The organism is Streptomyces sp. NPDC048650 (assembly GCF_043199095.1).
In the GTDB taxonomy this organism is placed as follows: Bacteria; Actinomycetota; Actinomycetes; order Streptomycetales; family Streptomycetaceae; genus Streptomyces.
The window spans coordinates 119,524-140,319 of the sequence record NZ_JBICVM010000011.1 but is presented as its reverse complement, the minus strand read 5'-3'; the positions used below and the strand labels follow the sequence as shown (position 1 = coordinate 140,319).

The following is a 20,796-nucleotide window of genomic DNA, read 5'->3' as shown; positions in this document are numbered from 1 at the left end:
CGCCGGAACCGCCGGAACCGCCGGAACCGCCGGAACCGCCGGAACCGCCGGAACCGCCGGAACCGCCGGAACCGCCGGAACCGCCGGAACCGCCGGAACCGCCGGACCTCGCCTGGCAGGCGGCCTGGCGCGCCGGCTCGCGGCGCCGCTCGGCACCGTCACGGCCCTCGCCGCGGCCTTCGCCGCCGTCGGTGCGGTGGATCCCAACGAGGCCGGCCACTATCCCGTCTGCCCGCTGCTGCACCTCACCGGCATCTACTGCCCGGCCTGCGGCGGGCTGCGCAGCGCCCACGCCGTCGCCCTCGGTGACCTCGGCGCCGCACTCACCGCGAACGCCGTCGCGGTCGCCGCCTACGCGGCCGTCGCCGCCTTCTGTGCGCGCTGGCTCGTCCGCGCGGCCCGCGGGCGCCCCACGGCAGGTCCGCGGCCGCGGCCCGCCCACTGGTGGGCGCTGGGCGGCCTCCTGCTGGTTTTCACGGCCGTCCGGAACCTTCCCTTCGGCGCGGGCCTGGTCCCGTGACCGGCCGGCTGTCCGGGGCCGCCGACCCGGCATATGTCCAGGTGGTGGGATCGGCGTCCACCGGATGCGGGACCTTCGCCCTGTGGCGGATACCATCGGAGTGCCTGATGGGACGGCGCCCTCTACCGAGGGACACCGTCCGCCCCCACCGCTCTAGAAGGAGGCCGCTCGCGTGAGTGTGCTCGACGAGATCATCGACGGAGTCCGCGCCGACCTCGCAGAGCGGCAGGCACGCGTCAGCCTCGACGAGCTCAAGGAGCGGGCCCGCAAGGTGCGGCCGGCCAAGGACGGCGTGGCGGCCCTCAAGGGCGAAAGCGTCACGGTGATCTGCGAGGTCAAGCGCTCCAGCCCCTCCAAGGGCGCGCTCGCCGCGATCGCCGACCCGGCCGGGCTGGCGGCCGACTACGAAGCGGGCGGCGCGGCGGTCATCTCCGTCCTCACCGAGCAGCGCCGGTTCGGCGGCTCGCTGGCCGACCTGGAGGCCGTCCGGGCCAAGGTCGACATCCCCGTGCTGCGCAAGGACTTCATCGTCTCCGCCTACCAGCTGTGGGAGGCCCGCGCCTACGGCGCCGACCTCGTGCTGCTCATCGTCTCCGCGCTGGAGCAGGAGGCGCTGGTCTCGCTCATCGAGCGGGCCGAGTCGATCGGTCTCACGCCGCTGGTCGAGGTGCACAACGAAGAAGAGGTCGCCCGCGCGGTGGACGCCGGCGCCAAGATCATCGGTGTCAACGCCCGTGACCTGAAGACCCTGGAGGTCGACCGCGGCAACTTCGCCCGGGTCGCCCCCGAGATCCCCGACCACATCGTCAAGATCGCCGAGTCCGGTGTGCGCGGCCCCCACGACCTGATCGCCTACGCCAACGAAGGCGCGGACGCGGTCCTGGTCGGCGAGTCCCTGGTCACCGGCAAGGACCCCAGGACCGCGGTCGCCGATCTGGTCGCCGCGGGTTCGCACCCGGCGATCCGCCACGGGCGCGCCTGAGCGGCCCGGACGGAACGACAGACATGACCACCACCGTCGCAGGCATCCGCCGCCCGGCCCGGGGCACGCACCCGGGCCCGGCCGGCGCGCGCGCCGCGGCGGGGGCCGCCCGCACCCCGTACCCGGCGCTCTGCCGCGGCTGTCGCCCGCGCGGCTGCCGGGCGCCCGCGCGACGGGTGCACGGACGGCGCGTCAGGTACCACATCGGCTCGGAGCCGGGACAGATCAACGGCATGCGATGGCGACCGGGGCCCGCGCGCTGACGTGTCGCCCCACCCCGCGGAACGGCTCTGCCGCGTTCCGCGGCGGCAGCGACCTCGGTCGTGCGCGCCGCCCGCCGTGATGTCCCTGTCGCGCAGCCCGCGACACCACCGGATCACCGGGGCCGTCGCCCCGGCCTAGGAGTGCGTCAGATGTCCTCCGAGTTCTTCATTCCCGACCCCGAGGGTCACGTCCCCACCGCCACGGGCTATTTCGGCGCCTTCGGCGGCAAGTTCATCCCCGAGGCGCTGGTCGCCGCCGTCGACGAGGTCGCCGCCGAGTACGAGAAGGCCAAGGCGGACCCCGCCTTCGCGGCCGAGCTCGACGACCTGCTGGTCAACTACACCGGCCGGCCCAGTGCGCTCACCGAGGTGCCGCGGTTCGCCGAACACGCGGGCGGGGCCCGGGTGTTCCTCAAGCGCGAGGACCTCAACCACACCGGCTCTCACAAGATCAACAACGTGCTGGGCCAGGCGCTGCTCACCCGGCGGATGGGCAAGACCCGGGTCATCGCCGAGACCGGCGCCGGTCAGCACGGCGTCGCCACCGCCACCGCCTGTGCGCTCTTCGGCCTGGAGTGCACCATCTACATGGGCGAGGTCGACACCCAGCGGCAGGCCCTCAACGTCGCCCGGATGCGGATGCTCGGCGCCGAGGTCATCGCCGTGAAGTCCGGCAGCCGCACCCTCAAGGACGCCATCAACGAGGCGTTCCGCGACTGGGTGGCCAACGTCGACCGCACCCACTACCTCTTCGGTACGGTCGCCGGCCCGCACCCCTTCCCGGCGCTGGTCCGCGACTTCCACCGCGTCATCGGCGTCGAGGCCCGCCGGCAGATCCTCGAGCGCGCCGGTCGCCTGCCGGATGCGGCCGTGGCCTGCGTCGGCGGCGGCTCCAACGCCATCGGCCTCTTCCACGCCTTCCTCCCCGACGCGGACGTCCGGCTGATCGGCTGTGAGCCGGGCGGCCACGGCGTGGCGAGCGGCGAGCACGCGGCCACCCTCACCGAGGGCACCCCCGGCATCCTGCACGGCTCGCGCAGCTACGTCCTGCAGGACGAGGACGGCCAGATCACCGAGCCGTACTCGATCTCGGCCGGCCTGGACTACCCCGGCATCGGCCCCGAGCACGCCTACCTCAAGGACATCGGCCGCGCCGAGTACCGCGCGGTCACCGACGACGAGGCGATGCGCGCACTGCGGCTGCTGTCGCAGACCGAGGGCATCATCCCGGCCATCGAGAGCGCCCACGCACTGGCCGGCGCCCTGGACGTCGGCCGCGCGCTGGGCCCCGAGGGCCTGCTGCTGATCAACCTCTCCGGCCGCGGGGACAAGGACATGGACACCGCCGCCCGCTACTTCGGGCTGTACGACGACAAGGGCGGGGCCGACGTGAACGGCGCGGTCCAGCCCACGGGCGAGGGGGAGAAGTGATGGCGGGCAACGTGGAACTGCTGAACTCGGTACTGGCGCAGGCCCGCGCCGAGCAGCGCGCGGCGTTGGTCGGCTACCTCCCCGCCGGCTTCCCGACCGTGGACGGCGGCATCCGGGCGATGACCGAGATGCTCGACGGCGGCTGCGACATCGTCGAGGTCGGCCTGCCGCACAGCGACCCGGTCCTGGACGGCCCGGTCATCCAGACCGCCGACGACATCGCGCTGCGCGGCGGCATCAAGATCGTCGACGTCATCCGTACGGTCCGTGAGGTGCACGCCGCCACCGGGGCGCCGGTGCTGTGCATGACGTACTGGAACCCGGTCGACGCCTACGGCCCCGAGCGGTTCGCCGCCGACCTGGCCGCGGCGGGCGGCGCTGGCTGCATCCTGCCGGACCTGCCGGTCGAGGAGTCCGAGGTGTGGCGCAAGGCCGCCGAGCAGCACGGGCTGGCCACCGTCTTCGTGGTCGCGCCGAGCAGCCGGGACGAGCGGCTCGCCAAGATCACCGCGGCCGGCAGCGGCTTCGTCTACGCCGCCTCCCTGATGGGCGTCACCGGCACCCGCCAGTCGGTCGGCCGCGAGGCCCAGGAGCTGGTGGAGCGCACCCGCGCCACCACCGACCTGCCGGTCTGCGTCGGACTCGGCGTCTCCAACGCCGTACAGGCGGCCGAGGTGGCCCAGTTCGCGGACGGAGTGATCGTCGGATCGGCGTTCGTCAAGCGGCTGCTGTCGGCGGACGGTGATCTCGACGCCGGCCTCACCGGGGTCCGGGACCTCGCGGGCGAGCTGGCCGAGGGCGTACGCAAGCGCGGATAGGGCGATCCCGCCCGGGGCCTTGTCCCCCGATAGGGCGAACATCGGTGCGGAGGGGTGCGCGGCACCTCTCCGCTTCGTTGTCCAGGGGCGTGAACCAGAAGAATCATGACGCAACGCGCAGCGCTCGCGAGCGGCTGCAGGCCCAGCGGACGAAGGAAGAGGCCCGCGCCCGGCGCGGCCGCCAGGCGATCGTCGCCGGCTCGGTGGTGGCGGTGCTGGCCATCGCCGGCGGCATCGCCACCTGGGCCTCGACCTCCAGCGGCGGCGGGGCCGGCACCGACAACGAAACGGCCCGTCCCAAGCTGGCCAGCGGCGGCGACAGGCCGGCCGTGCCGGTAGGCGCTCCGGACGCCCCCTCCACGCTCACGGTGTGGGAGGACTTCCGCTGCCCCGCCTGCCAGCAGTTCGAAACCGGCTTCCGCCCGGTGATCCATCAACTCGAGGACTCCGGCCGGCTCAAGGCCGAGTACCACCTCGCGACGATCATCGACGGCAACGCCGGCGGCAAGGGCTCCCTCACCGCGGGCAACGCCGCGCTCTGCGCCCAGGACGCCGGCCGCTTCCGCGAGTACCACGATGTTCTGTACTCCCACCAACCGCCCGAGCCGCAGGACAGGTTCGCCGACAAGAAGTACCTCATCCAGCTCGCCGGCAAGGTCAAGGGACTGCCGTCCGCCGCGTTCACCAAGTGTGTCGACGACGGCCGCTACGACGACTTCGTCCGGAAGTCCAACCAGGCCTTCACCGGCTCCGGTTACGGCGGCACGCCCACCGTCCTGCTCAACGGCAAGGACCTCTCGAAGGAGAAGGGCGGCCGCTTCACCCCGGCGGACTTCAAGAAGATGGTGCTGGACGCCAACAAGGGCAAGCAGCCCGGAAAGCCGCAGAAGAGCGCCTCGCCGTCGTAGCGAGGGCGTCCGGGCGGGCCGGGCACTCGGCGTCGTCGCGTGATACGCCAGGGTCGTTACGGAGCCGTAGCCGGGTGAGGTTGTCGTCGACCCCGCCCGGCGCGGTAGCGTCGACCCTGCCATGGACCTCGCATTCATTCCCAGCCCGTCGACCGGTGTCGTACATCTCGGCCCGATTCCGCTGCGCGGCTACGCATTCTGCATCATCATCGGCGTCTTCGTCGGCGTCTGGCTCGGCAACAAGCGCTGGGTTCAGCGCGGCGGCCGTTCCGGAACCGTCGCGGACATCGCGGTCTGGGCCGTGCCCTTCGGGCTGGTCGGCGGACGCCTCTACCACGTCATCACGACGTACGAGCCGTACTTCGGCGCGGGCGGCCACCCACTGGACGCCTTCAAGGTGTGGCAGGGCGGCCTCGGTATCTGGGGCGCGGTCGCGCTCGGAGCGGTGGGCGCCTGGATCGGCTGCCGCCGCCGCGGCATCCCGCTCCCCGCGTACGCCGACGCGCTCGCACCGGGCCTTGCCATCGGGCAGGCGATCGGCCGCTGGGGCAACTGGTTCAACCAGGAGCTCTACGGCAAGCAGACCGACGTGCCCTGGGCGCTGAAGATCAGCTCCGACCCCGCCATCGGCCGCATCGGCGGCACCTACCACCCGACCTTCCTGTACGAGTGCCTGTGGTGCCTGGGCGTCGCGGCGCTGGTGATCTGGGCCGACAAGCGCTTCCGGCTCGGCCACGGACGGGCCTTCGCCCTGTACGTCGCCGCCTACTGCGCCGGCCGCGCCTGGATCGAGTACATGCGGGTCGACGAGGCGCACCACATCCTGGGCCTGCGCCTGAACGTCTGGACCGCGCTGATCGTCTTCGTCCTGGCCGTCGCCTACCTGGTGGTCTCGGCGAGGCTGCGGCCCGGCCGGGAAGAGGTCGTGGAGCCCGCGGCGCAGCTCGCCGTGGGCGAGAGCGCGGACGGCGCGGGCGCCGAGGACTCCGCCGATGCCGCGGCCGAGGCCGCCGACAAGGGCGACGACGAGGGCAAGGTCCCGGTGGCGAAGAAGCCGGCGGACGGCAAGCCCGCCGACGCCACCGAGCCCGCCGACGCCACCGAGCGCGCCGACGCCACCGAGCGCGCCGAGGCCGAGACGGCCGATGTCGAGGCCGCGGCGGACACCGACACGGACGGGGAGCCCTCCGCGGCCGACCGGGCCGGCGACGCGGCGGAGCCCGCGGCCGACGCCGGTGGGGACGCCGGGACGGGCGGCAAGGACCCGGCCGGGAACGAGGCGTCCGCCGGGGAGACGGACACCAAGCCCGCCGGAAGCGGCAGCGGCAAGAAGTAGGCCCCGAGGCGGCCGGCGGCCGCCACAGCGCCGGGCGGGTCCGTGACACCACGAGTGTCACGGACCCGCCCGGCGCTTTTGCCGTACCGGGACACCTCAGCGGCCGCGCCCGGCCAGCGCCAGCACCCGCCGGGCCCCGGCCACCACCGCCGCGTCCACGAACCGCCCGTCCGGCAGGGCCAGCGCCCCCGCCTCCGTGGCGGCGGCCCCCACCACCTCCTGTGCCGCCTCGATCTCCGCGGCCGAGGGACGGTAGGCCGCCTCGATGACCGGCAGCTGCCGGGGATGGATCGCCGCGCGGCCCAGGAACCCCAGATCCCTGCCCTGTGCGCAGGAACGGGCCAGCCCGTCGGTGTCGCGCACATCGGGATGGACCGACTGCGGGGGCGGCGCCAGCCCGGCCGCGCGGGCGGCGACCACGGTCCGGCTGCGCGGCCAGGCCAGCCCCGCCTCGTCCCGTACCCCCAGTTCGGCGCGGAGATCGGCCTCACCGAGCGCGATGCCGCGCAGCGCGGGGTGGGCGGTGGCGATGGCGAAGGCGTGCTCGATGCCGAGGGCGGATTCGAGCAGCGCGTGCAGGGCGGGGAGCGGCGCGGGCCGGGGGGCCAGGGCGGTGGTGGCGCCGGCGGCGGGGCCGGTTCGCACCGCGACGCGGGGGCGCACGGTCGCCCAGGCGGCGGCGCGGTGCACATCGGCCGCCCGCTGCACTTTGGGCAGCCGCAGCCCGGCCAGGCCCGGCAGCCCGGCCAGGGTGCGGATCTCCCGCTCGGCGAGCGGGCCGTCGAGCGCGTTGACGCGGACGTGGACGGGGGAGGGGCCCGGCGCGGGGTCGGCCAGCAGCTCGGAGGTGGCGCGCAGCGCGTAGTCCTTGCGGTCGGCGGCGACCGCGTCCTCCAGATCGACGAGGAGGACGTCGGCGCCGCAGCGCAGCGCCTTGGCGACCGTCTCCGGCCGGTCGCCGGGCACATACAGCCAGGTCAGGGGTGGGGTGGCGGGCTCCGGCGTCACAGCGCGCCCGCTTCCCGCAGTCCGGCGATCTCGGGTCCGGTCATGCCGAACCCGGCCAGCACGTCGTCGGTGTCGGCGCCGTGCGGACGGCCCGCCCAGCGGATGGCGCCGGGCGTCTCCGAGAGCCGGAAGAGCACGTTCTGCATCCGTACGGTGCCGAGCTCGTCGTCCGGGACCTCGGTGATCGATTCCAGGGCCCGGTACTGCGGGTCCGCCACGACGTCGCGGATGTCGTAGACCGGTGCGACGGCCGCCTCGGCCTCCTCGAAGGCGGCGAGCACCTCGGCCCGGTCGCGCCGGGCGATCCAGCCGCCGACCGCCGCGTCGAGCTCGTCGGCGTGCCGGGCGCGACCCTCGCCGGACGCGAACCAGGGCTCGTCGATCAGCTCCGGGCGGCCGACCAGCCGCAGCACCCGTTCGGCGATCGACTGGGCCGAGGTGGAGACCGCGACCCAGGAGCCGTCGGCGGTGCGGTAGGCGTTGCGGGGCGCGTTGTTGGTGGAGCGGTTGCCGGTGCGCGGCTGCACATGGCCGAGCTGGTCGTACCAGACGGGGTGCGGCCCGATCACGGTCAGCATCGGCTCGATGATCGCCATGTCGACGACCTGGCCCCGGCCGGTGGTGTCCCGGCCGCGCAGTGCCGCCATCACGGCGTAGGCGGTGGTGAGCGCGGCGACGGAGTCGGCGAGCCCGAACGGTGGCAGCGTCGGCGGGCCGTCCGGCTCCCCGGTGAGCGCGGCGAAACCGCTCATCGCCTCGGCCAGGGTGCCGAATCCGGGGCGCCGGGCGTACGGGCCGAACTGGCCGAAGCCGGTGACCCGGGTGAGCACCAGGCGGGGATTGGCGGCGGCGAGCTCCGGCCAGCCCAGGCCCCACTTCTCCAGGGTGCCGGGGCGGAAGTTCTCGATGATGACGTCCGTGTCCGCGGCCATCCGCAGCAGCACGTCGCGGCCGCCCGGCCGGGACAGATCGAGGGTCATCGTCTTCTTGTTCCGGCCGAGCAGCTTCCACCACAGGCCCACGCCGTCCTTGGCCGGCCCGTGGCCGCGCGCGGGATCGGGCCGCCGCGGATGCTCCACCTTGATCACCTCGGCGCCGAAGTCGCCGAGCATGGTGGCGGCGAGCGGCCCCGCGAAGAGTGTGGCGAGGTCCAGGACGCGCAGTCCGGCGAGCGGGCCGGGTGGAGCGGGCCGTGGGGCGGCGTGCGCGTACAGCGGGCTGAGGGACGGGTCGGTCATGGCGCGGGTGCCTCCGGTCGGTGGGGCGCGGGCACGGCCAGCGCGGCGGTGCGCCGGGCGAGGGCGTCGAAGCCGATGCCGTCCAGTCGGCCGATGCTCGTGGCTAGCCGGTTGCGCAGTGGCGCGGTCCAGCGCTCGGGGAGGGCGGCGGGGCGGCCGGCGAGCAGTCCGGCGAGCGAGCCGGCCGTCGCGCCGTTGGAGTCGGTGTCCCAACCGCCGGACACCGCGCGGCAGATGGAGCCGGTGAAGTCGCCGTCGGCATGGGTGAGTGCGGCGGCCAGCAGGGCGGCGTTCGGCACGGCGTGCACCCAGTGGTGGTGTCCGTATCGGTGGTGCAGCCGATCGACGACGACGGAGAATCCGTCCGCCGTCCCGGTCGGCTCCGCCCGGGACGCCGCGATCCCGAAGCGGACGGCCCGCGCGAGCCGGGACCGCCCGGGGATCACGCCGAGCCCGGCCCGCAGCGCGCCGTGCACATCGGTGCCGCCGCCGGCGGCCGCCGCCAGGGCGGCCGCCGCGAACATCGCCCCGTACACCCCGTTCGCGGTGTGGCTGAGGGTGGCGTCCCGCCAGGCTTCCGCCGCCGCGGCCGCCGGGTCGCCCGGGTGGGTCCAGCCGTACACGTCCGCGCGGATCTGGGCGCCGATCCACTCCCGGAACGGATTGCGGTACCGCGCGGTGGCCGGCGGTTCGATGCCGTCCAGGAGATTGCGGTAGGCGATGCGCTCGGCGGTGAAGGTACGGCCGGCGGGCAGTTCGTCCAGCCACAGCCGTGCCACGTCGGAGGTGGTGAAGCCGTGCCCGTGGCGTTCGAGCAGCAGCAGCCCGAGAAGGGGGTAGTTGAGGTCGTCGTCCTCGGGCATCTGGCAGATGTTCTCGGCGAGCGAGGTGGTGCGGCTGCGGTGGTTCCAGGGGTACCGGGCGGCCACCGACGGGTGAAGGCCGGTCGCGGTGAACCACGAGTCCAGCGGCCAGTTCCCGGTGGCGCGGGCGAGCGCCCGGACACCGTCGAGGGGCAGCTTCTCGACGGGCTTGCCGAGCAGGCATCCGGCCGCCCGGCCGAGCCAGGCGGCCTCCAGGCGGGCGGCGAGGGAAGCGAAGTGACGTGGCGTCAAGTCCGGGCGCGGCAGGGGGCTCTGCCGGTCCTGAATCGCCGTCAGGTCGGTGGGCTCGTCCTCCTGCGACGGGCACTCCAGCAGGGCGAGTTCATCGAGCAGGGAGGCGGCGAGCGGGCGCAGCGCAGCATTCGGCGACGCGACGGAGGCCCCCGCCCGGTCGGGTGCCGGCGCGCCGCCCGCCGCCCGCCAGCGCCGTTCGATCCCGGCCGCCGCCCGCCCGTCCTCGGCGGCCTGCCGCAGCTCGTGCCCCACCAGGTCCTCGGGCTGGACCCAGGTCACCCGGAGCGGCGGCGCGGCGGTCGCCGCCGGCGCGCTCATCCTTCGGCGAGGGCCGCGAAGGCCCGCTCGTGCGCACGGCGGCGGATCCGGTCGCGGGCGAAGACCTCGCGGGTGACGGTGGCCAGCGCCGCCGCCGGGGCGTGCAGATCGAGGCGGCTGGCGCGGGCGACCTCCGCGCTCCACTCGGCCGGTACGGCGGCGGTCCCGTGCAGCGCGCCGGCGAGTGCCCCGCTCATCGTGGCGATGGAGTCGCAGTCCCGGCCGTAGTTGACCGAGCCCAGGACCGCTCCGCGGAAGTCACCGCCGCAGGCGAGCAGCATGCCCAGTGCGACGGGGAGTTCCTCGATGGCGTGCAGCCGGGAGGGGCGGCGGGCGCCCAGGGAGGGGTTGCGGTAGTCCGGGCCCACGGTGTCGAAGGGGGTGACGGCCGCGCGCAGCGGCGCCAGCGCCGCCTCGTAGCCGGAGTGCGGTGCGACGGCCTCGCAGGCGGCCTCGATCGCGGCGCGGGTGCCGTCCTTGGCGAGCCGGAGCGCGTGGTCGATGACGGAGGTCACGGTGGCGCCGGGGACGAAGGCCGCGGCCACGGAGGCGGCGAAGACGCCCGCCGCCTCCCTGCCGTAGGAGGACTGATGGGCGCCGGCGATGTCCAGCGCCTCGGCGTAGGCCCGGTCCGGATGCCCGGCGTTGACGACGCCGACCGGCGCCATGTACATCGCCGCACCGCAGTTGACGATGTTGCCGACGCCCGCCTCCCGCGGGTCGACGTGCCCGTAGTGCAGCCGCGCCACGATCCACTTCTCGGCGAGGAAGATGCGCTGCAGCGGCAGTGCCTCGTCCTCCAGCTCGGGGATCCAGCGCGGGGTGCCGATCAGGTCCGGTACGAGGTGGTCGGCGATGTCGTAGGCGTCGAGATGGTCGCGGACCTTTTCGTAGACCCGGACCAGCGCATGGGTCATGAGGGTGTCGTCGGTGACGTGGCCGTCGCCCTTGTGGTACGGCGCGATCGGGCGTGCGGTGCGCCAGTCCTCGTGGAACGGGCCGACGATGCCCTCGACCCGGCCGCCGTGCCGCGCCACGATCTGCTCCGGCGTCCAGCCCTCGACGGGGCCGCCGAGCGCGTCGCCGACGGCCGCGCCGACCAGAGTGCCGGCCGCCCGGTTCTCCAGCGGGGCGGCGTCGCTCCCGGTGGCCGGGAGCGGTTCCGGGACGGTCTGCAGGGTGTGCGTCATGTGCGGGTGAGTCCTTCCACGGTGGGCGCGGCGGGTGGGTGCGGCGGGGCGTGCAGGGTGGTGGTGCGGACGGCTTCGGGGAGGGTGGTCAGTTCCGTACCGGCGAGCAGGCTCGCGAGTTCGACGAGGTCGGTGCCGGCCAGCCGGGGCAGCGCGCAGCCGGAGAGCACCCGGCAGGCGTCGCGCCAGGCGCGGGGCAGTGCGCCGGCGCCGCCGAGCGCGCCGGTCAGCGCCCCGGCGAGGGCGGGCGCGGAGTCGGCGACCCGGGAGAGGCAGGCGGCGGCCGGTACCGCCTCGGCGACCCGCCCGCCGCCCGCGATGGTCAGCGCGAGCGCGACGGGGACGGTTTCGGCGGCGGCGATGCCGTAGCTGTAGACGTGGTCGACGATCTCGTGCTCCAGGACCGGGACCAGGGCGAAGGCGCTGCCGGGGCGGTCGGCCGCCGCGGCGCGGGCGAGGGCGACCGCGTGCAGTGCGTTGCGGCGGATCTCGGTGCCTTCGGGCAGCTGGTCGAGGGCCGCGTCCACGCAGGCGTCCACCGGTGCGCCGCCGAGTGCGGACGCGACCGCGGCGGCCATCGCGCGGGCGCCGTGCACCCCGTCGCCGTCCTGGGTGTAGCGGGCGTCGTACTCGGCCAGTCCGGCCGCCGACGAGGGCGCACCGGGGTGGACGACGGCCAGCACGGTGGCCCTGACACAGGCCGCGTCGTCGAAGTAGTGCGGGTTGTCGTGGCCGGTGGCGGGCGGCCGCAGTCCGGCGGCGAGATTGCCGAGCCCGGCCCGTACCGAGATCCGGGCGCGCAGCGGCAGCACCGCGGACTCCACCTCGGGCGCGCGGTCGGCGGCCGCGGCGATCTCGCCGGCCAGCGCGTTCCAGGCCAGGTCGATGGCGGCCCGCATCCGGTGGTCCCGGCCCAGGTCGCTGAGCAGTGCCCCGGCGGCGGTGAGGACCGACCCGGCGGTGAAGGCCGCCCACTCGGCGTCGTCGGACGGGCCCAGCCGCAGCGGCTCGGGCGGCTGGTTGAGGGCGATGGGCACGGGCAGGGTGGTGGTGGCGTTCTGCTCGGCGAAGGTGTCCAGCTCGCGGGTCAGCCGCCGGGTCCACTCGGGCATCCGGGCGGCCCGGTGCCGGGCGGCGGGCCAACCGGCGGCGTCCCCGGCGGCCAGGCCGAGCAGCAGCCCCTCGATCCGGCTGCGGGAGGCGGGGTCGCTCATACGGCGGCCGCCTCGGCGCCCATGTCCGAGGGTGCCAGCAGATCCGCGATGTCCAGGACGTGGTAGCCGGCCATCGAGGGCAGGCAGCTGCCGCGGGCCGGGCCGATGGCGGCGGCCCAGTGCTCGGGGATCGCGGCCGCGCCGCCCAGGGCCCCGGCCAGTGCGCCGGCCACCGCCGCCGTGGTGTCCGCGTCGCGGCCCATGTTCACCGCGGTCAGCACCGACCCGGTGAAGTCGCCGTGGGCCGCCGCGAACGCCCCGAAGGCCAGCCCGACGGCCTCGGGGGCCAGGTCCGTCCAGGGGTAGCCGCCGACGACGACGGCGGAGCGCACCGCGCGCTCGGTGCCCAGCCGGGTGATACCGGGGTCGTGCCGGGAGCGCTGGGCGGCACCGACCGCGCGGCGCAGCGAGCGTGCGGTCCAGGAGTCCTCCGGGACGACGGAGAGCGCGGCGGCGATCACCGCGTCGGTGACGGAGGTCCCCGCGGGGCGGGAGGCCGCCGAAGGTCCTTGGGGGAGGGCGACCATGGCGGTGGCGACCCCGGCGGCCACCGCACGGCCGCCGTAGATCCCCTCGCCGTCGTGGCTGACCGTGCCGTCGATGGCCACCAGCCGGGCGGCCTCGGCCGGCCGGCCGGCGGCGAACACCCCGAACGGCGCGGCGCGCATCGCCAGTCCGTCGCTCCAGGCGTGCCGGTGCTGGGCCGAGATGGGTGCGGCGAGGCCGCGGCGCAGGTTCTCCAGGGTGCCGCGCTCGCTGAAGCCGGCGCCGCGGAACGGGCCCTCGTCGCGGTCGGCGATCCACTGGTGCCAGGCGGCCTCGACGTGGGCGACGGTCAGTGCCGATCCGTGCGCGGACAGCAGGAGCCCGGAGAAGATCGCGTACTCGGTGTCGTCGGTGCCGGCCGGATCGTCCTCGACGAAGCCCTCGATACGGCCCCAGCGGCGGCGGATCTGCGAGGGCTTCATGTTCTCCGCGGGCGCCCCCAGGGCATCGCCGACCGCCAGCCCGAGCATCGCCCCGCGGGCGCGGTCACGCAGCGCACCGGGCAGGCCGGCCGCCGGGGGCAGGGGATCCGGTGCGCTCATGGCGTGACCTTTCGTCTGCGGGTCGGGGTGTATCCGTCCCACGCGGCGGCCCGCCTCTCCTGCCGCGGGCTGTGAGGTCACCCGGTCGACGGCGCCGCCTGACGGAGCGTCAATAATTGGTTTTCCGTAAAGCCGCAGGTCAGGGCGGTAAGTTCGGCCTTCCTTGCTAGCGGCGAGGAGTGATCCGCGCGTAACTTCGAGGTGTTGCAGGGGGAAGCGCCGCCATCGGCCCACACCTCGTGGAAGGGAGAGGGTCCCTTTATGTCGGTCATGGAGATCATGGACAGCGCGGCGCCGACGCATATCGCGCACCGGGACAATCACACGCACCGTGACGTCAACGGCGGCTGGCTGCGCCCCGCGGTCTTCGGGGCGATGGACGGGCTGGTCTCGAACCTGGCCCTGATGACCGGCGTCGCCGGCGGCTCGGTGTCGCAGCAGACGATCATCATCACGGGCCTCGCGGGGCTGGCCGCCGGCGCCTTCTCGATGGCCGCGGGGGAGTACACCTCGGTCGCCTCGCAGCGCGAGCTGGTGCTGGCCGAGCTGGACATCGAGCGCACCGAGCTGCGCAAGCACCCGAAGGACGAGCTCGACGAGCTGGCCGCGCTGTACGAGTCCCGCGGGGTCGAGCCGGAGCTCGCGCGGCAGGTCGCCGAACAGCTGTCCAGGGATCCCGAGCAGGCGCTGGAAATTCACGCCCGCGAAGAATTGGGAATAGACCCGTCCGACCTTCCGTCGCCCACTGTCGCTGCCGTTTCTTCCTTCGGATCCTTTGCCTTGGGCGCGCTTTTGCCTGTTCTTCCTTATCTTTTGGGGGCTTCGGCTTTGTGGCCCGCCGTGGCGCTGGCGCTGCTCGGGCTGTTCGGCTGCGGAGCGGTCGTGGCGCGTGTGACGGCGCGCTCGTGGTGGTTCAGCGGATTCCGCCAATTGGCCCTGGGGGGCGCCGCCGCAGGTGTGACGTACGTCCTGGGATCGTTGTTCGGAACCGTCGTAGGCTGACGCACCGTGCGGGGCTCCGCATAATGAACGCGTTACTCAGCGGTTTCGATTTGTTGACGACGGGGCATAAGGCCCAGGCGTCGCGGGCAATGTCGCTCGCCGGACGCCGCTCACGGGATGGCGGAGTGTCCGCCCGTGTCCTTGATCCACCGGAACGCACGGTGTCCGTATGTTGGAAGGCACTATCCGCTTTTCGAGAAGCGGGCCATCCTGTAACCTGCACGAAATTTCGCGGAGGGCCAACGTCGTCCCTCGGCAATGCCTATGCCACGACGACGTTGGGAGAGCCGATGCGTTCCGCGTCCACGCACTCCGCGACCACCGGCAGCGCCAGCGCCGCTTGGTCGCCCATGGACGGGCGCCCCGCCCAGCAGGGGATGTACGACCCGCGCAACGAGCACGACGCATGCGGCGTCGGCTTTGTGGCCACCCTCACCGGCGAGGCCAGCCACGCGTTGGTCGAGCAGGCGCTCACCGTCCTGACGAACCTCGAGCACCGCGGTGCCACCGGATCGGAGCCCGACTCCGGTGACGGTGCCGGCATCCTGCTCCAGGTCCCGGACGCGTTCCTCCGTGAGGAAGCCACCTTCGAGCTCCCCGAGGCCGGCGCCTACGCCGTCGGCATCGCCTTCCTGCCCTCCGAGGCCCGCGATGCGGCCGCCGCCGTCTCGCAGATCGAGACGATCGCCGCCGAAGAGGGCCTCACCGTCCTGGGCTGGCGCATCGTTCCGGTCGCCCCCCAGCTGCTCGGCAACGGCGCCCGCGCCACCATGCCGGCCTTCTCCCAGCTCTTCGTCGCCGACGGGGAGAACACCGGCCTGGCGCTGGACCGCAAGGCGTTCGCGCTGCGCAAGCGCGCCGAGCGCGAGGCGGGCGTCTACTTCCCCTCGCTGTCCGCGCGGACGATCGTCTACAAGGGCATGCTGACCACCGGCCAGCTCGAGCCCTTCTTCCCGGACCTCTCCGACCGCCGATTCGCCACCGCCATCGCGCTGGTCCACTCGCGCTTCTCCACCAACACCTTCCCGAGCTGGCCGCTGGCCCACCCGTACCGCTTCGTCGCGCACAACGGCGAGATCAACACGGTCAAGGGCAACCGCAACTGGATGCGGGCCCGCGAGTCCCAGCTCGCCTCCGAGCTCTTCGGCGCCGAGAACGCCGAGAAGCTGGAGCGGCTGTTCCCGGTCTGCACCCCGGACGCCTCCGACTCCGCCTCCTTCGACGAGGTCCTGGAGCTGCTCCACCTCGGCGGCCGCTCGCTGCCGCACTCGGTGCTGATGATGGTCCCCGAGGCGTGGGAGAACTCCCCCGCCATGGACCCGGCCCGGCGCGCCTTCTACCAGTACCACTCCACGATGATGGAGCCCTGGGACGGCCCGGCCTGCGTCACCTTCACCGACGGCAACCAGGTCGGCGCGGTCCTCGACCGCAACGGCCTGCGCCCCGGCCGCTACTGGGTCACCGACGACGGCCTGGTGGTCCTCTCCTCCGAGGTCGGCGTCCTCGACATCGACCCGGCCAAGGTCGTCCGCAAGGGCCGCCTCCAGCCCGGCCGGATGTTCCTCGTCGACACCTCCGAGCACCGCATCATCGAGGACGACGAGATCAAGGCGCAGCTCGCCGCCGAGCACCCGTACCAGGAGTGGCTGGAGTCCGGCCTGATCGACCTGGCGGACCTGCCCGAGCGCGAGCACATCGTGCACACGCACGCCTCGGTCACCCGCCGCCAGCAGACCTTCGGCTACACCGAGGAAGAGCTGCGCGTCATCCTCGCCCCGATGGCCAAGGCCGGCGCCGAGCCGATCGGCTCGATGGGCACCGACTCGCCGATCGCCGCGCTCTCCGAGCGCCCCCGGCTGCTCTTCGACTACTTCACCCAGCTCTTCGCGCAGGTCACCAACCCGCCGCTGGACGCCATCCGCGAGGAACTGGTCACCTCGCTGATCTCCTCGCTCGGCCCCCAGGGCAACCTCCTGGAGCCCACCGCGGCGTCCTGTCGCAGCGTGACCCTGCCGTTCCCGGTGATCGACAACGACGAGCTGGCCAAGCTCGTGCACATCAACGCCGACGGCGACATGCCCGGCATGAAGGCCGTGACCCTCTCCGGCCTCTACCGCGTGAGCGGCGGCGGCGAGTCGCTGGCCGCCCGGATCGAGGAGATCTGCGCCGAGGCGGACGCCGCCATCGACGACGGCGCCCGGCTCATCGTGCTCTCCGACCGGCACTCCGACGCCGAGCACGCGCCGATCCCGTCGCTGCTGCTGACCGCCGCGGTCCACCACCACCTCATCGGCACCAAGGAGCGCACCCAGGTCGGCCTGCTCGTCGAGGCCGGCGACGTGCGCGAGGTGCACCATGTCGCGCTGCTCATCGGCTTCGGTGCCGCGGCCGTCAACCCGTACCTGGCGATGGAGTCCGTCGAGGACCTGGTCCGGGCGGGCACCTTCCTGCCCGGCGTCGAGACCGAGACGGCCCTCAAGAACCTCATCAAGGCGCTCGGCAAGGGCGTCCTGAAGGTGATGTCCAAGATGGGCATCTCCACCGTCGCCTCCTACCGCGGCGCGCAGGTCTTCGAGGCCGTCGGCCTGGACGAGGAGTTCGTCGCCAAGTACTTCCACGGCACCGCCACCAAGATCGGTGGCGCCGGCCTGGACGTCATCGCCAAGGAGGTCGCGGCCCGGCACGCCAAGGCGTACCCGGCCTCCGGCATCGCCGCCACGCACCGCGCGCTGGACATCGGCGGCGAGTACCAGTGGCGCCGCGAGGGCGAGCCGCACCTCTTCGACCCGGACACCGTCTTCCGGCTCCAGCACTCCACCCGCTCGCGCCGCTACGACATCTTCAAGCAGTACACCGAGCGGGTGAACGAGCAGTCCGAGCGGCTGATGACGCTGCGCGGCCTGTTCGGCCTCAAGAGCGGCCGCGAGCCGATCTCGATCGACGAGGTCGAGTCCGCTTCCGAGATCGTCAAGCGCTTCTCCACCGGCGCGATGTCGTACGGCTCCATCTCCCAGGAGGCGCACGAGACCCTCGCCATCGCCATGAACCAGCTGGGCGGCAAGTCCAACACCGGTGAGGGCGGCGAGGACCCGGAGCGCCTGTACGACCCGGCGCGCCGTTCCTCCATCAAGCAGGTGGCCTCCGGCCGCTTCGGTGTGACCAGCGAATACCTGGTCAACTCCGACGACATCCAGATCAAGATGGCGCAGGGCGCCAAGCCCGGCGAGGGCGGCCAGCTGCCCGGCCACAAGGTCTACCCGTGGGTGGCCAAGACCCGGCACTCGACGCCGGGCGTGGGACTCATCTCCCCGCCGCCGCACCACGACATCTACTCCATCGAGGACCTGGCTCAGCTGATCCACGACCTCAAGAACGCCAACCCGGTGGCCCGCATCCACGTGAAGCTGGTCTCCGAGGTCGGCGTCGGCACCGTCGCCGCAGGCGTCTCCAAGGCGCACGCGGACGTGGTCCTCATCTCCGGCCACGACGGCGGAACGGGCGCCTCCCCGCTCACCTCGCTCAAGCACGCGGGCGGTCCCTGGGAGCTGGGCCTGGCCGAGACCCAGCAGACGCTGCTGCTCAACGGCCTGCGCGACCGCATCGTCGTGCAGACCGACGGCCAGCTCAAGACCGGCCGCGACGTGGTCATCGCCGCCCTGCTGGGCGCCGAGGAGTACGGCTTCGCGACCGCCCCGCTGGTCGTCTCCGGCTGCGTCATGATGCGCGTCTGCCACCTGGACACCTGCCCGGTCGGCATCGCCACGCAGAACCCGACGCTGCGCGAGCGCTTCAGCGGCAAGGCCGAGTACATCGTCAACTTCTTCCAGTTCATCGCCGAAGAGGTCCGCGAGATCCTCGCCGAGCTGGGCTTCCGCAGCCTGGAGGAGGCCGTCGGCCACGCCGAGCTGCTGGACACCACCAAGGCCGTGGACCACTGGAAGGCGCAGGGCCTGGACCTGGCCCCGCTGCTGCACGTCCCCGAGCTGGCCGAGGGCGCGGTCCGCCACCAGAGCACCGTCCAGGACCACGGTCTGGAGAAGGCGCTCGACAACGAGCTGATCAAGCTCGCCGCCGACGCGCTGTCCGCGGACACCGCCGAGGCCGCGCAGCCGGTCCGTGCCCAGATCGCCGTACGGAACATCAACCGCACGGTCGGCACCATGCTCGGCCACGAGGTGACCAAGAAGTTCGGTGGCGCGGGCCTGCCCGACGACACCATCGACATCACCTTCACCGGCTCGGCCGGCCAGTCCTTCGGCGCGTTCCTGCCGCGCGGCATCACGCTGCGTCTGGAGGGCGACGCCAACGACTACGTCGGCAAGGGCCTGTCGGGCGGCCGGGTCGTCGTCCGCCCGGACCGCGGCGCCGACCACCTGGCCGAGTACTCCACCATCGCGGGCAACACCCTCGCCTACGGCGCCACCGGCGGCGAGCTGTTCCTGCGCGGCCGGGTCGGCGAGCGGTTCTGCGTCCGCAACTCCGGTGCCACGGTGGTCTCCGAGGGCGTCGGCGACCACGGCTGCGAATACATGACCGGTGGCCATGCCGTCGTCCTGGGCGAGACCGGCCGCAACTTCGCGGCGGGCATGTCCGGTGGCATCGCGTACGTCATCGACCTCGACCCGGACAACGTCAACCGTGAACTGTCCGCCGCGGTCACCACGCTGGACGACACCGACAAGCAGTGGCTGCACGACGCCGTGCGTCGCCACCAGGAGGAGACCGGCTCCACCGTCGCCGCGAAGCTCCTCGCCGACTGGGACGCGGCCGCCGCCCGCTTCAGCAAGGTCGTCCCGGCCACTTTCCAGGCAGTGCTCGCCGCCAAGGACGCCGCCGAGCGAGCCGGACTCTCCGAGTCCGAGACCCACGAGAAGATGATGGAGGCGGCGACCAATGGCTGACCCCAAGGGCTTCCTGACCACCGACCGCGAGGTCGCCGAGACCCGCCCCGTCGAGGAGCGCGTCCAGGACTGGAACGAGGTCTACAAGCCTGGTTCCCTGCTGCCGATCATCAGCAAGCAGGCGTCGCGCTGCATGGACTGCGGCATCCCGTTCTGCCACAACGGCTGTCCGCTGGGGAACCTCATCCCCGAGTGGAACGACTACGCCTACCGCGAGGACTGGACCGAGGCCAGCGAGCGGCTGCACGCGACCAACAACTTCCCGGAGTTCACCGGTCGCCTCTGCCCCGCGCCCTGTGAGGCCGCCTGCGTGCTGGGCATCAACCAGCCGCCGGTGACCATCAAGAACGTCGAGGTCTCCATCATCGACAAGGCGTGGGACAACGGCGATGTCACCCCGCAGCCGCCCGAGCGCCTCTCCGGCAAGACCGTGGCCGTCATCGGCTCGGGCCCGGCCGGTCTGGCCGCCGCCCAGCAGCTGACCCGGGCCGGCCACACCGTCGCCGTCTACGAGCGCGCGGACCGTATCGGTGGTCTCCTGCGCTACGGCATCCCCGAGTTCAAGATGGAAAAGCGCCACATCAACCGCCGCATCGAGCAGATGCGCGCGGAGGGCACCAAGTTCCGTACGGAGGTGGAGATCGGCCGCGACATCGACGCCAAGAAGCTGCGCAAGCGCTACGACGCCGTCGTCATCGCCGCGGGCTCCACCACCTCCCGCGACCTGCCGGTCCCCGGCCGGGAGCTGAACGGCATCCACTTCGCGATGGAGTACCTGCCGCTTGCCAACAAGGTGCAGGAGGGTGACCTGACCGTCGCCCCGATCAGCGCCGAGGGCAAGCACGTCGTCGTCATCGGCGGCGGCGACACCGGCGCCGACTGCGTCGGCACCGCCCACCGCCAGGGTGCGGCCTCCGTGACCCAGCTGGAGATCATGGGCAAGCCCGGCGACGAGCGGAACCCGGGCCAGCCCTGGCCGACGTTCCCCATGCTCTACAAGGTCACCTCCGCGCACGAGGAGGGCGGCGAGCGGCTCTACTCCGTCTCCACCACCCACTTCGAGGGCGACGAGGACGGCAACGTCCAGTGGCTGCACCTGACCGAGGTGGAGTTCAAGGACGGCAAGCCCGAGCCGAAGCCCGGCACCGAGCGCAGGATCCCGGCCCAGCTGGTCACCCTCGCGATGGGCTTCACCGGCACCGACCAGGACAACGGCCTGGTCGGGCAGTTCGGCCTGGAGCTGGACGCCCGCGGCAACATCGCCCGCGACGCCGACTTCGCCACCAACGTCCCCGGCGTGTACGTCGCCGGTGACGCGGGCCGCGGTCAGTCGTTGATCGTCTGGGCCATCGCCGAGGGCCGTTCCGCGGCCAAGGGCGTGGACCACTTCCTTACCGGAGTCAGCGCCCTGCCGGCTCCCATCAAGCCGACGGACCGCGCACTGACCGTGTAACGCCCGTC

Annotated in this window: 16 protein-coding genes; 10 read left to right on the top strand and 6 right to left on the bottom strand. The window is 73.2% G+C overall.

Annotated elements, in window-relative coordinates:
• Nucleotides 1–112: 112 nt before the first annotated feature.
• The 7 genes from ACGFML_RS27870 (at nt 113) to lgt (ending at nt 6,258) form a co-directional block, all read left to right on the top strand.
• A complete protein-coding gene (locus tag ACGFML_RS27870) occupies nt 113–520 on the top strand; it encodes a DUF2752 domain-containing protein (RefSeq protein ID WP_393548433.1) in 408 nt (135 codons plus the stop codon).
• Nucleotides 521–692: 172 nt separating this feature from the next.
• Entirely contained in the window at nt 693–1,502 is an 810-nt protein-coding gene (gene trpC / locus ACGFML_RS27865; RefSeq protein ID WP_393548211.1) for an indole-3-glycerol phosphate synthase TrpC, read from the top strand.
• A gap of 23 nt (nt 1,503–1,525) precedes the next feature.
• Entirely contained in the window at nt 1,526–1,765 is a 240-nt protein-coding gene (gene trpM / locus ACGFML_RS27860; protein ID WP_393548209.1) for a tryptophan biosynthesis modulator TrpM, read from the top strand.
• Between the two features lie 150 nt (nt 1,766–1,915).
• A complete protein-coding gene (trpB, locus tag ACGFML_RS27855) occupies nt 1,916–3,196 on the top strand; it encodes a tryptophan synthase subunit beta (protein ID WP_393548207.1) in 1,281 nt (426 codons plus the stop codon).
• On the top strand, nt 3,196–4,014 hold the full coding sequence (gene trpA, locus ACGFML_RS27850; protein ID WP_393548205.1) for a tryptophan synthase subunit alpha: 819 nt from the start codon (nt 3,196–3,198) through the stop codon (nt 4,012–4,014). Before trpB ends, trpA begins: the two co-directional genes overlap by 1 nt.
• A gap of 89 nt (nt 4,015–4,103) precedes the next feature.
• A complete protein-coding gene (locus ACGFML_RS27845) occupies nt 4,104–4,922 on the top strand; it encodes a DsbA family protein (RefSeq protein WP_393548203.1) in 819 nt (272 codons plus the stop codon).
• A gap of 121 nt (nt 4,923–5,043) precedes the next feature.
• Nucleotides 5,044–6,258 carry a prolipoprotein diacylglyceryl transferase gene (gene lgt / locus ACGFML_RS27840; protein WP_393548201.1) on the top strand — a complete coding sequence of 405 codons (1,215 nt, stop codon included), beginning with the start codon at nt 5,044–5,046 and terminating at the stop codon, nt 6,256–6,258.
• 96 nt (nt 6,259–6,354) lie between these two features.
• Here lgt and ACGFML_RS27835 read toward each other — a convergent pair whose 3' ends face one another.
• The 6 genes from ACGFML_RS27835 to ACGFML_RS27810 are packed head-to-tail and all read right to left on the bottom strand — an operon-like array spanning nt 6,355 to nt 13,432.
• Nucleotides 6,355–7,266, bottom strand: coding sequence for an HpcH/HpaI aldolase/citrate lyase family protein (locus tag ACGFML_RS27835; RefSeq protein ID WP_393548199.1), 912 nt, complete (start codon nt 7,264–7,266; stop codon nt 6,355–6,357).
• On the bottom strand, nt 7,263–8,504 hold the full coding sequence (locus tag ACGFML_RS27830; RefSeq protein ID WP_393548197.1) for a CaiB/BaiF CoA transferase family protein: 1,242 nt from the start codon (nt 8,502–8,504) through the stop codon (nt 7,263–7,265). Before ACGFML_RS27830 ends, ACGFML_RS27835 begins: the two co-directional genes overlap by 4 nt.
• Nucleotides 8,501–9,940: an ADP-ribosylglycohydrolase family protein gene (locus tag ACGFML_RS27825; protein ID WP_393548195.1), complete on the bottom strand. Its 1,440-nt coding sequence runs from the start codon at nt 9,938–9,940 to the stop codon at nt 8,501–8,503. Before ACGFML_RS27825 ends, ACGFML_RS27830 begins: the two co-directional genes overlap by 4 nt.
• Nucleotides 9,937–11,130: an ADP-ribosylglycohydrolase family protein gene (locus ACGFML_RS27820; RefSeq protein ID WP_393548193.1), complete on the bottom strand. Its 1,194-nt coding sequence runs from the start codon at nt 11,128–11,130 to the stop codon at nt 9,937–9,939. The genes ACGFML_RS27825 and ACGFML_RS27820 overlap by 4 nt, the downstream gene beginning before the upstream one ends.
• Complete coding sequence (locus tag ACGFML_RS27815) at nt 11,127–12,344, bottom strand: ADP-ribosylglycohydrolase family protein (protein ID WP_393548191.1); 1,218 nt, start codon at nt 12,342–12,344, stop codon at nt 11,127–11,129. The genes ACGFML_RS27820 and ACGFML_RS27815 overlap by 4 nt, the downstream gene beginning before the upstream one ends.
• Nucleotides 12,341–13,432 (bottom strand): ADP-ribosylglycohydrolase family protein, encoded by a 1,092-nt coding sequence (locus ACGFML_RS27810; protein ID WP_393548189.1) that lies wholly within the window; start codon nt 13,430–13,432, stop codon nt 12,341–12,343. Before ACGFML_RS27810 ends, ACGFML_RS27815 begins: the two co-directional genes overlap by 4 nt.
• 270 nt (nt 13,433–13,702) lie before the next feature.
• On the opposite strand from ACGFML_RS27810, the gene ACGFML_RS27805 reads away from it, so the two are divergent.
• The 3 genes from ACGFML_RS27805 (at nt 13,703) to ACGFML_RS27795 (ending at nt 20,788) form a co-directional block, all read left to right on the top strand.
• Nucleotides 13,703–14,434 carry a VIT1/CCC1 transporter family protein gene (locus ACGFML_RS27805; protein ID WP_393548187.1) on the top strand — a complete coding sequence of 244 codons (732 nt, stop codon included), beginning with the start codon at nt 13,703–13,705 and terminating at the stop codon, nt 14,432–14,434.
• A gap of 290 nt (nt 14,435–14,724) precedes the next feature.
• Nucleotides 14,725–19,335 carry a glutamate synthase large subunit gene (gene gltB / locus ACGFML_RS27800; protein ID WP_393548185.1) on the top strand — a complete coding sequence of 1,537 codons (4,611 nt, stop codon included), beginning with the start codon at nt 14,725–14,727 and terminating at the stop codon, nt 19,333–19,335.
• Nucleotides 19,328–20,788 carry a glutamate synthase subunit beta gene (locus ACGFML_RS27795; RefSeq protein WP_393548183.1) on the top strand — a complete coding sequence of 487 codons (1,461 nt, stop codon included), beginning with the start codon at nt 19,328–19,330 and terminating at the stop codon, nt 20,786–20,788. The genes gltB and ACGFML_RS27795 overlap by 8 nt, the downstream gene beginning before the upstream one ends.
• The last annotated feature ends 8 nt before the right edge of the window (nt 20,789–20,796 follow it).

Bases quoted from the DNA above. Each gene is read 5' to 3' on its own strand.
- trpA (WP_393548205.1), top strand. From the start codon at position 3,196: ATGGCGGGCAACGTGGAACTGCTGAACTCGGTACTGGCGCAGGCCCGC.
- ACGFML_RS27830 (WP_393548197.1), bottom strand. From the start codon at position 8,504: ATGACCGACCCGTCCCTCAGCCCGCTGTACGCGCACGCCGCCCCACGG.
- ACGFML_RS27820 (WP_393548193.1), bottom strand. From the start codon at position 11,130: ATGACGCACACCCTGCAGACCGTCCCGGAACCGCTCCCGGCCACCGGG.
- trpB (WP_393548207.1), top strand. From the start codon at position 1,916: ATGTCCTCCGAGTTCTTCATTCCCGACCCCGAGGGTCACGTCCCCACC.
- ACGFML_RS27795 (WP_393548183.1), top strand. From the start codon at position 19,328: ATGGCTGACCCCAAGGGCTTCCTGACCACCGACCGCGAGGTCGCCGAG.
- trpM (WP_393548209.1), top strand. From the start codon at position 1,526: ATGACCACCACCGTCGCAGGCATCCGCCGCCCGGCCCGGGGCACGCAC.
- ACGFML_RS27825 (WP_393548195.1), bottom strand. From the start codon at position 9,940: ATGAGCGCGCCGGCGGCGACCGCCGCGCCGCCGCTCCGGGTGACCTGG.
- ACGFML_RS27810 (WP_393548189.1), bottom strand. From the start codon at position 13,432: ATGAGCGCACCGGATCCCCTGCCCCCGGCGGCCGGCCTGCCCGGTGCG.
- ACGFML_RS27815 (WP_393548191.1), bottom strand. From the start codon at position 12,344: ATGAGCGACCCCGCCTCCCGCAGCCGGATCGAGGGGCTGCTGCTCGGC.
- lgt (WP_393548201.1), top strand. From the start codon at position 5,044: ATGGACCTCGCATTCATTCCCAGCCCGTCGACCGGTGTCGTACATCTC.
- gltB (WP_393548185.1), top strand. From the start codon at position 14,725: ATGCGTTCCGCGTCCACGCACTCCGCGACCACCGGCAGCGCCAGCGCC.
- ACGFML_RS27805 (WP_393548187.1), top strand. From the start codon at position 13,703: ATGGAGATCATGGACAGCGCGGCGCCGACGCATATCGCGCACCGGGAC.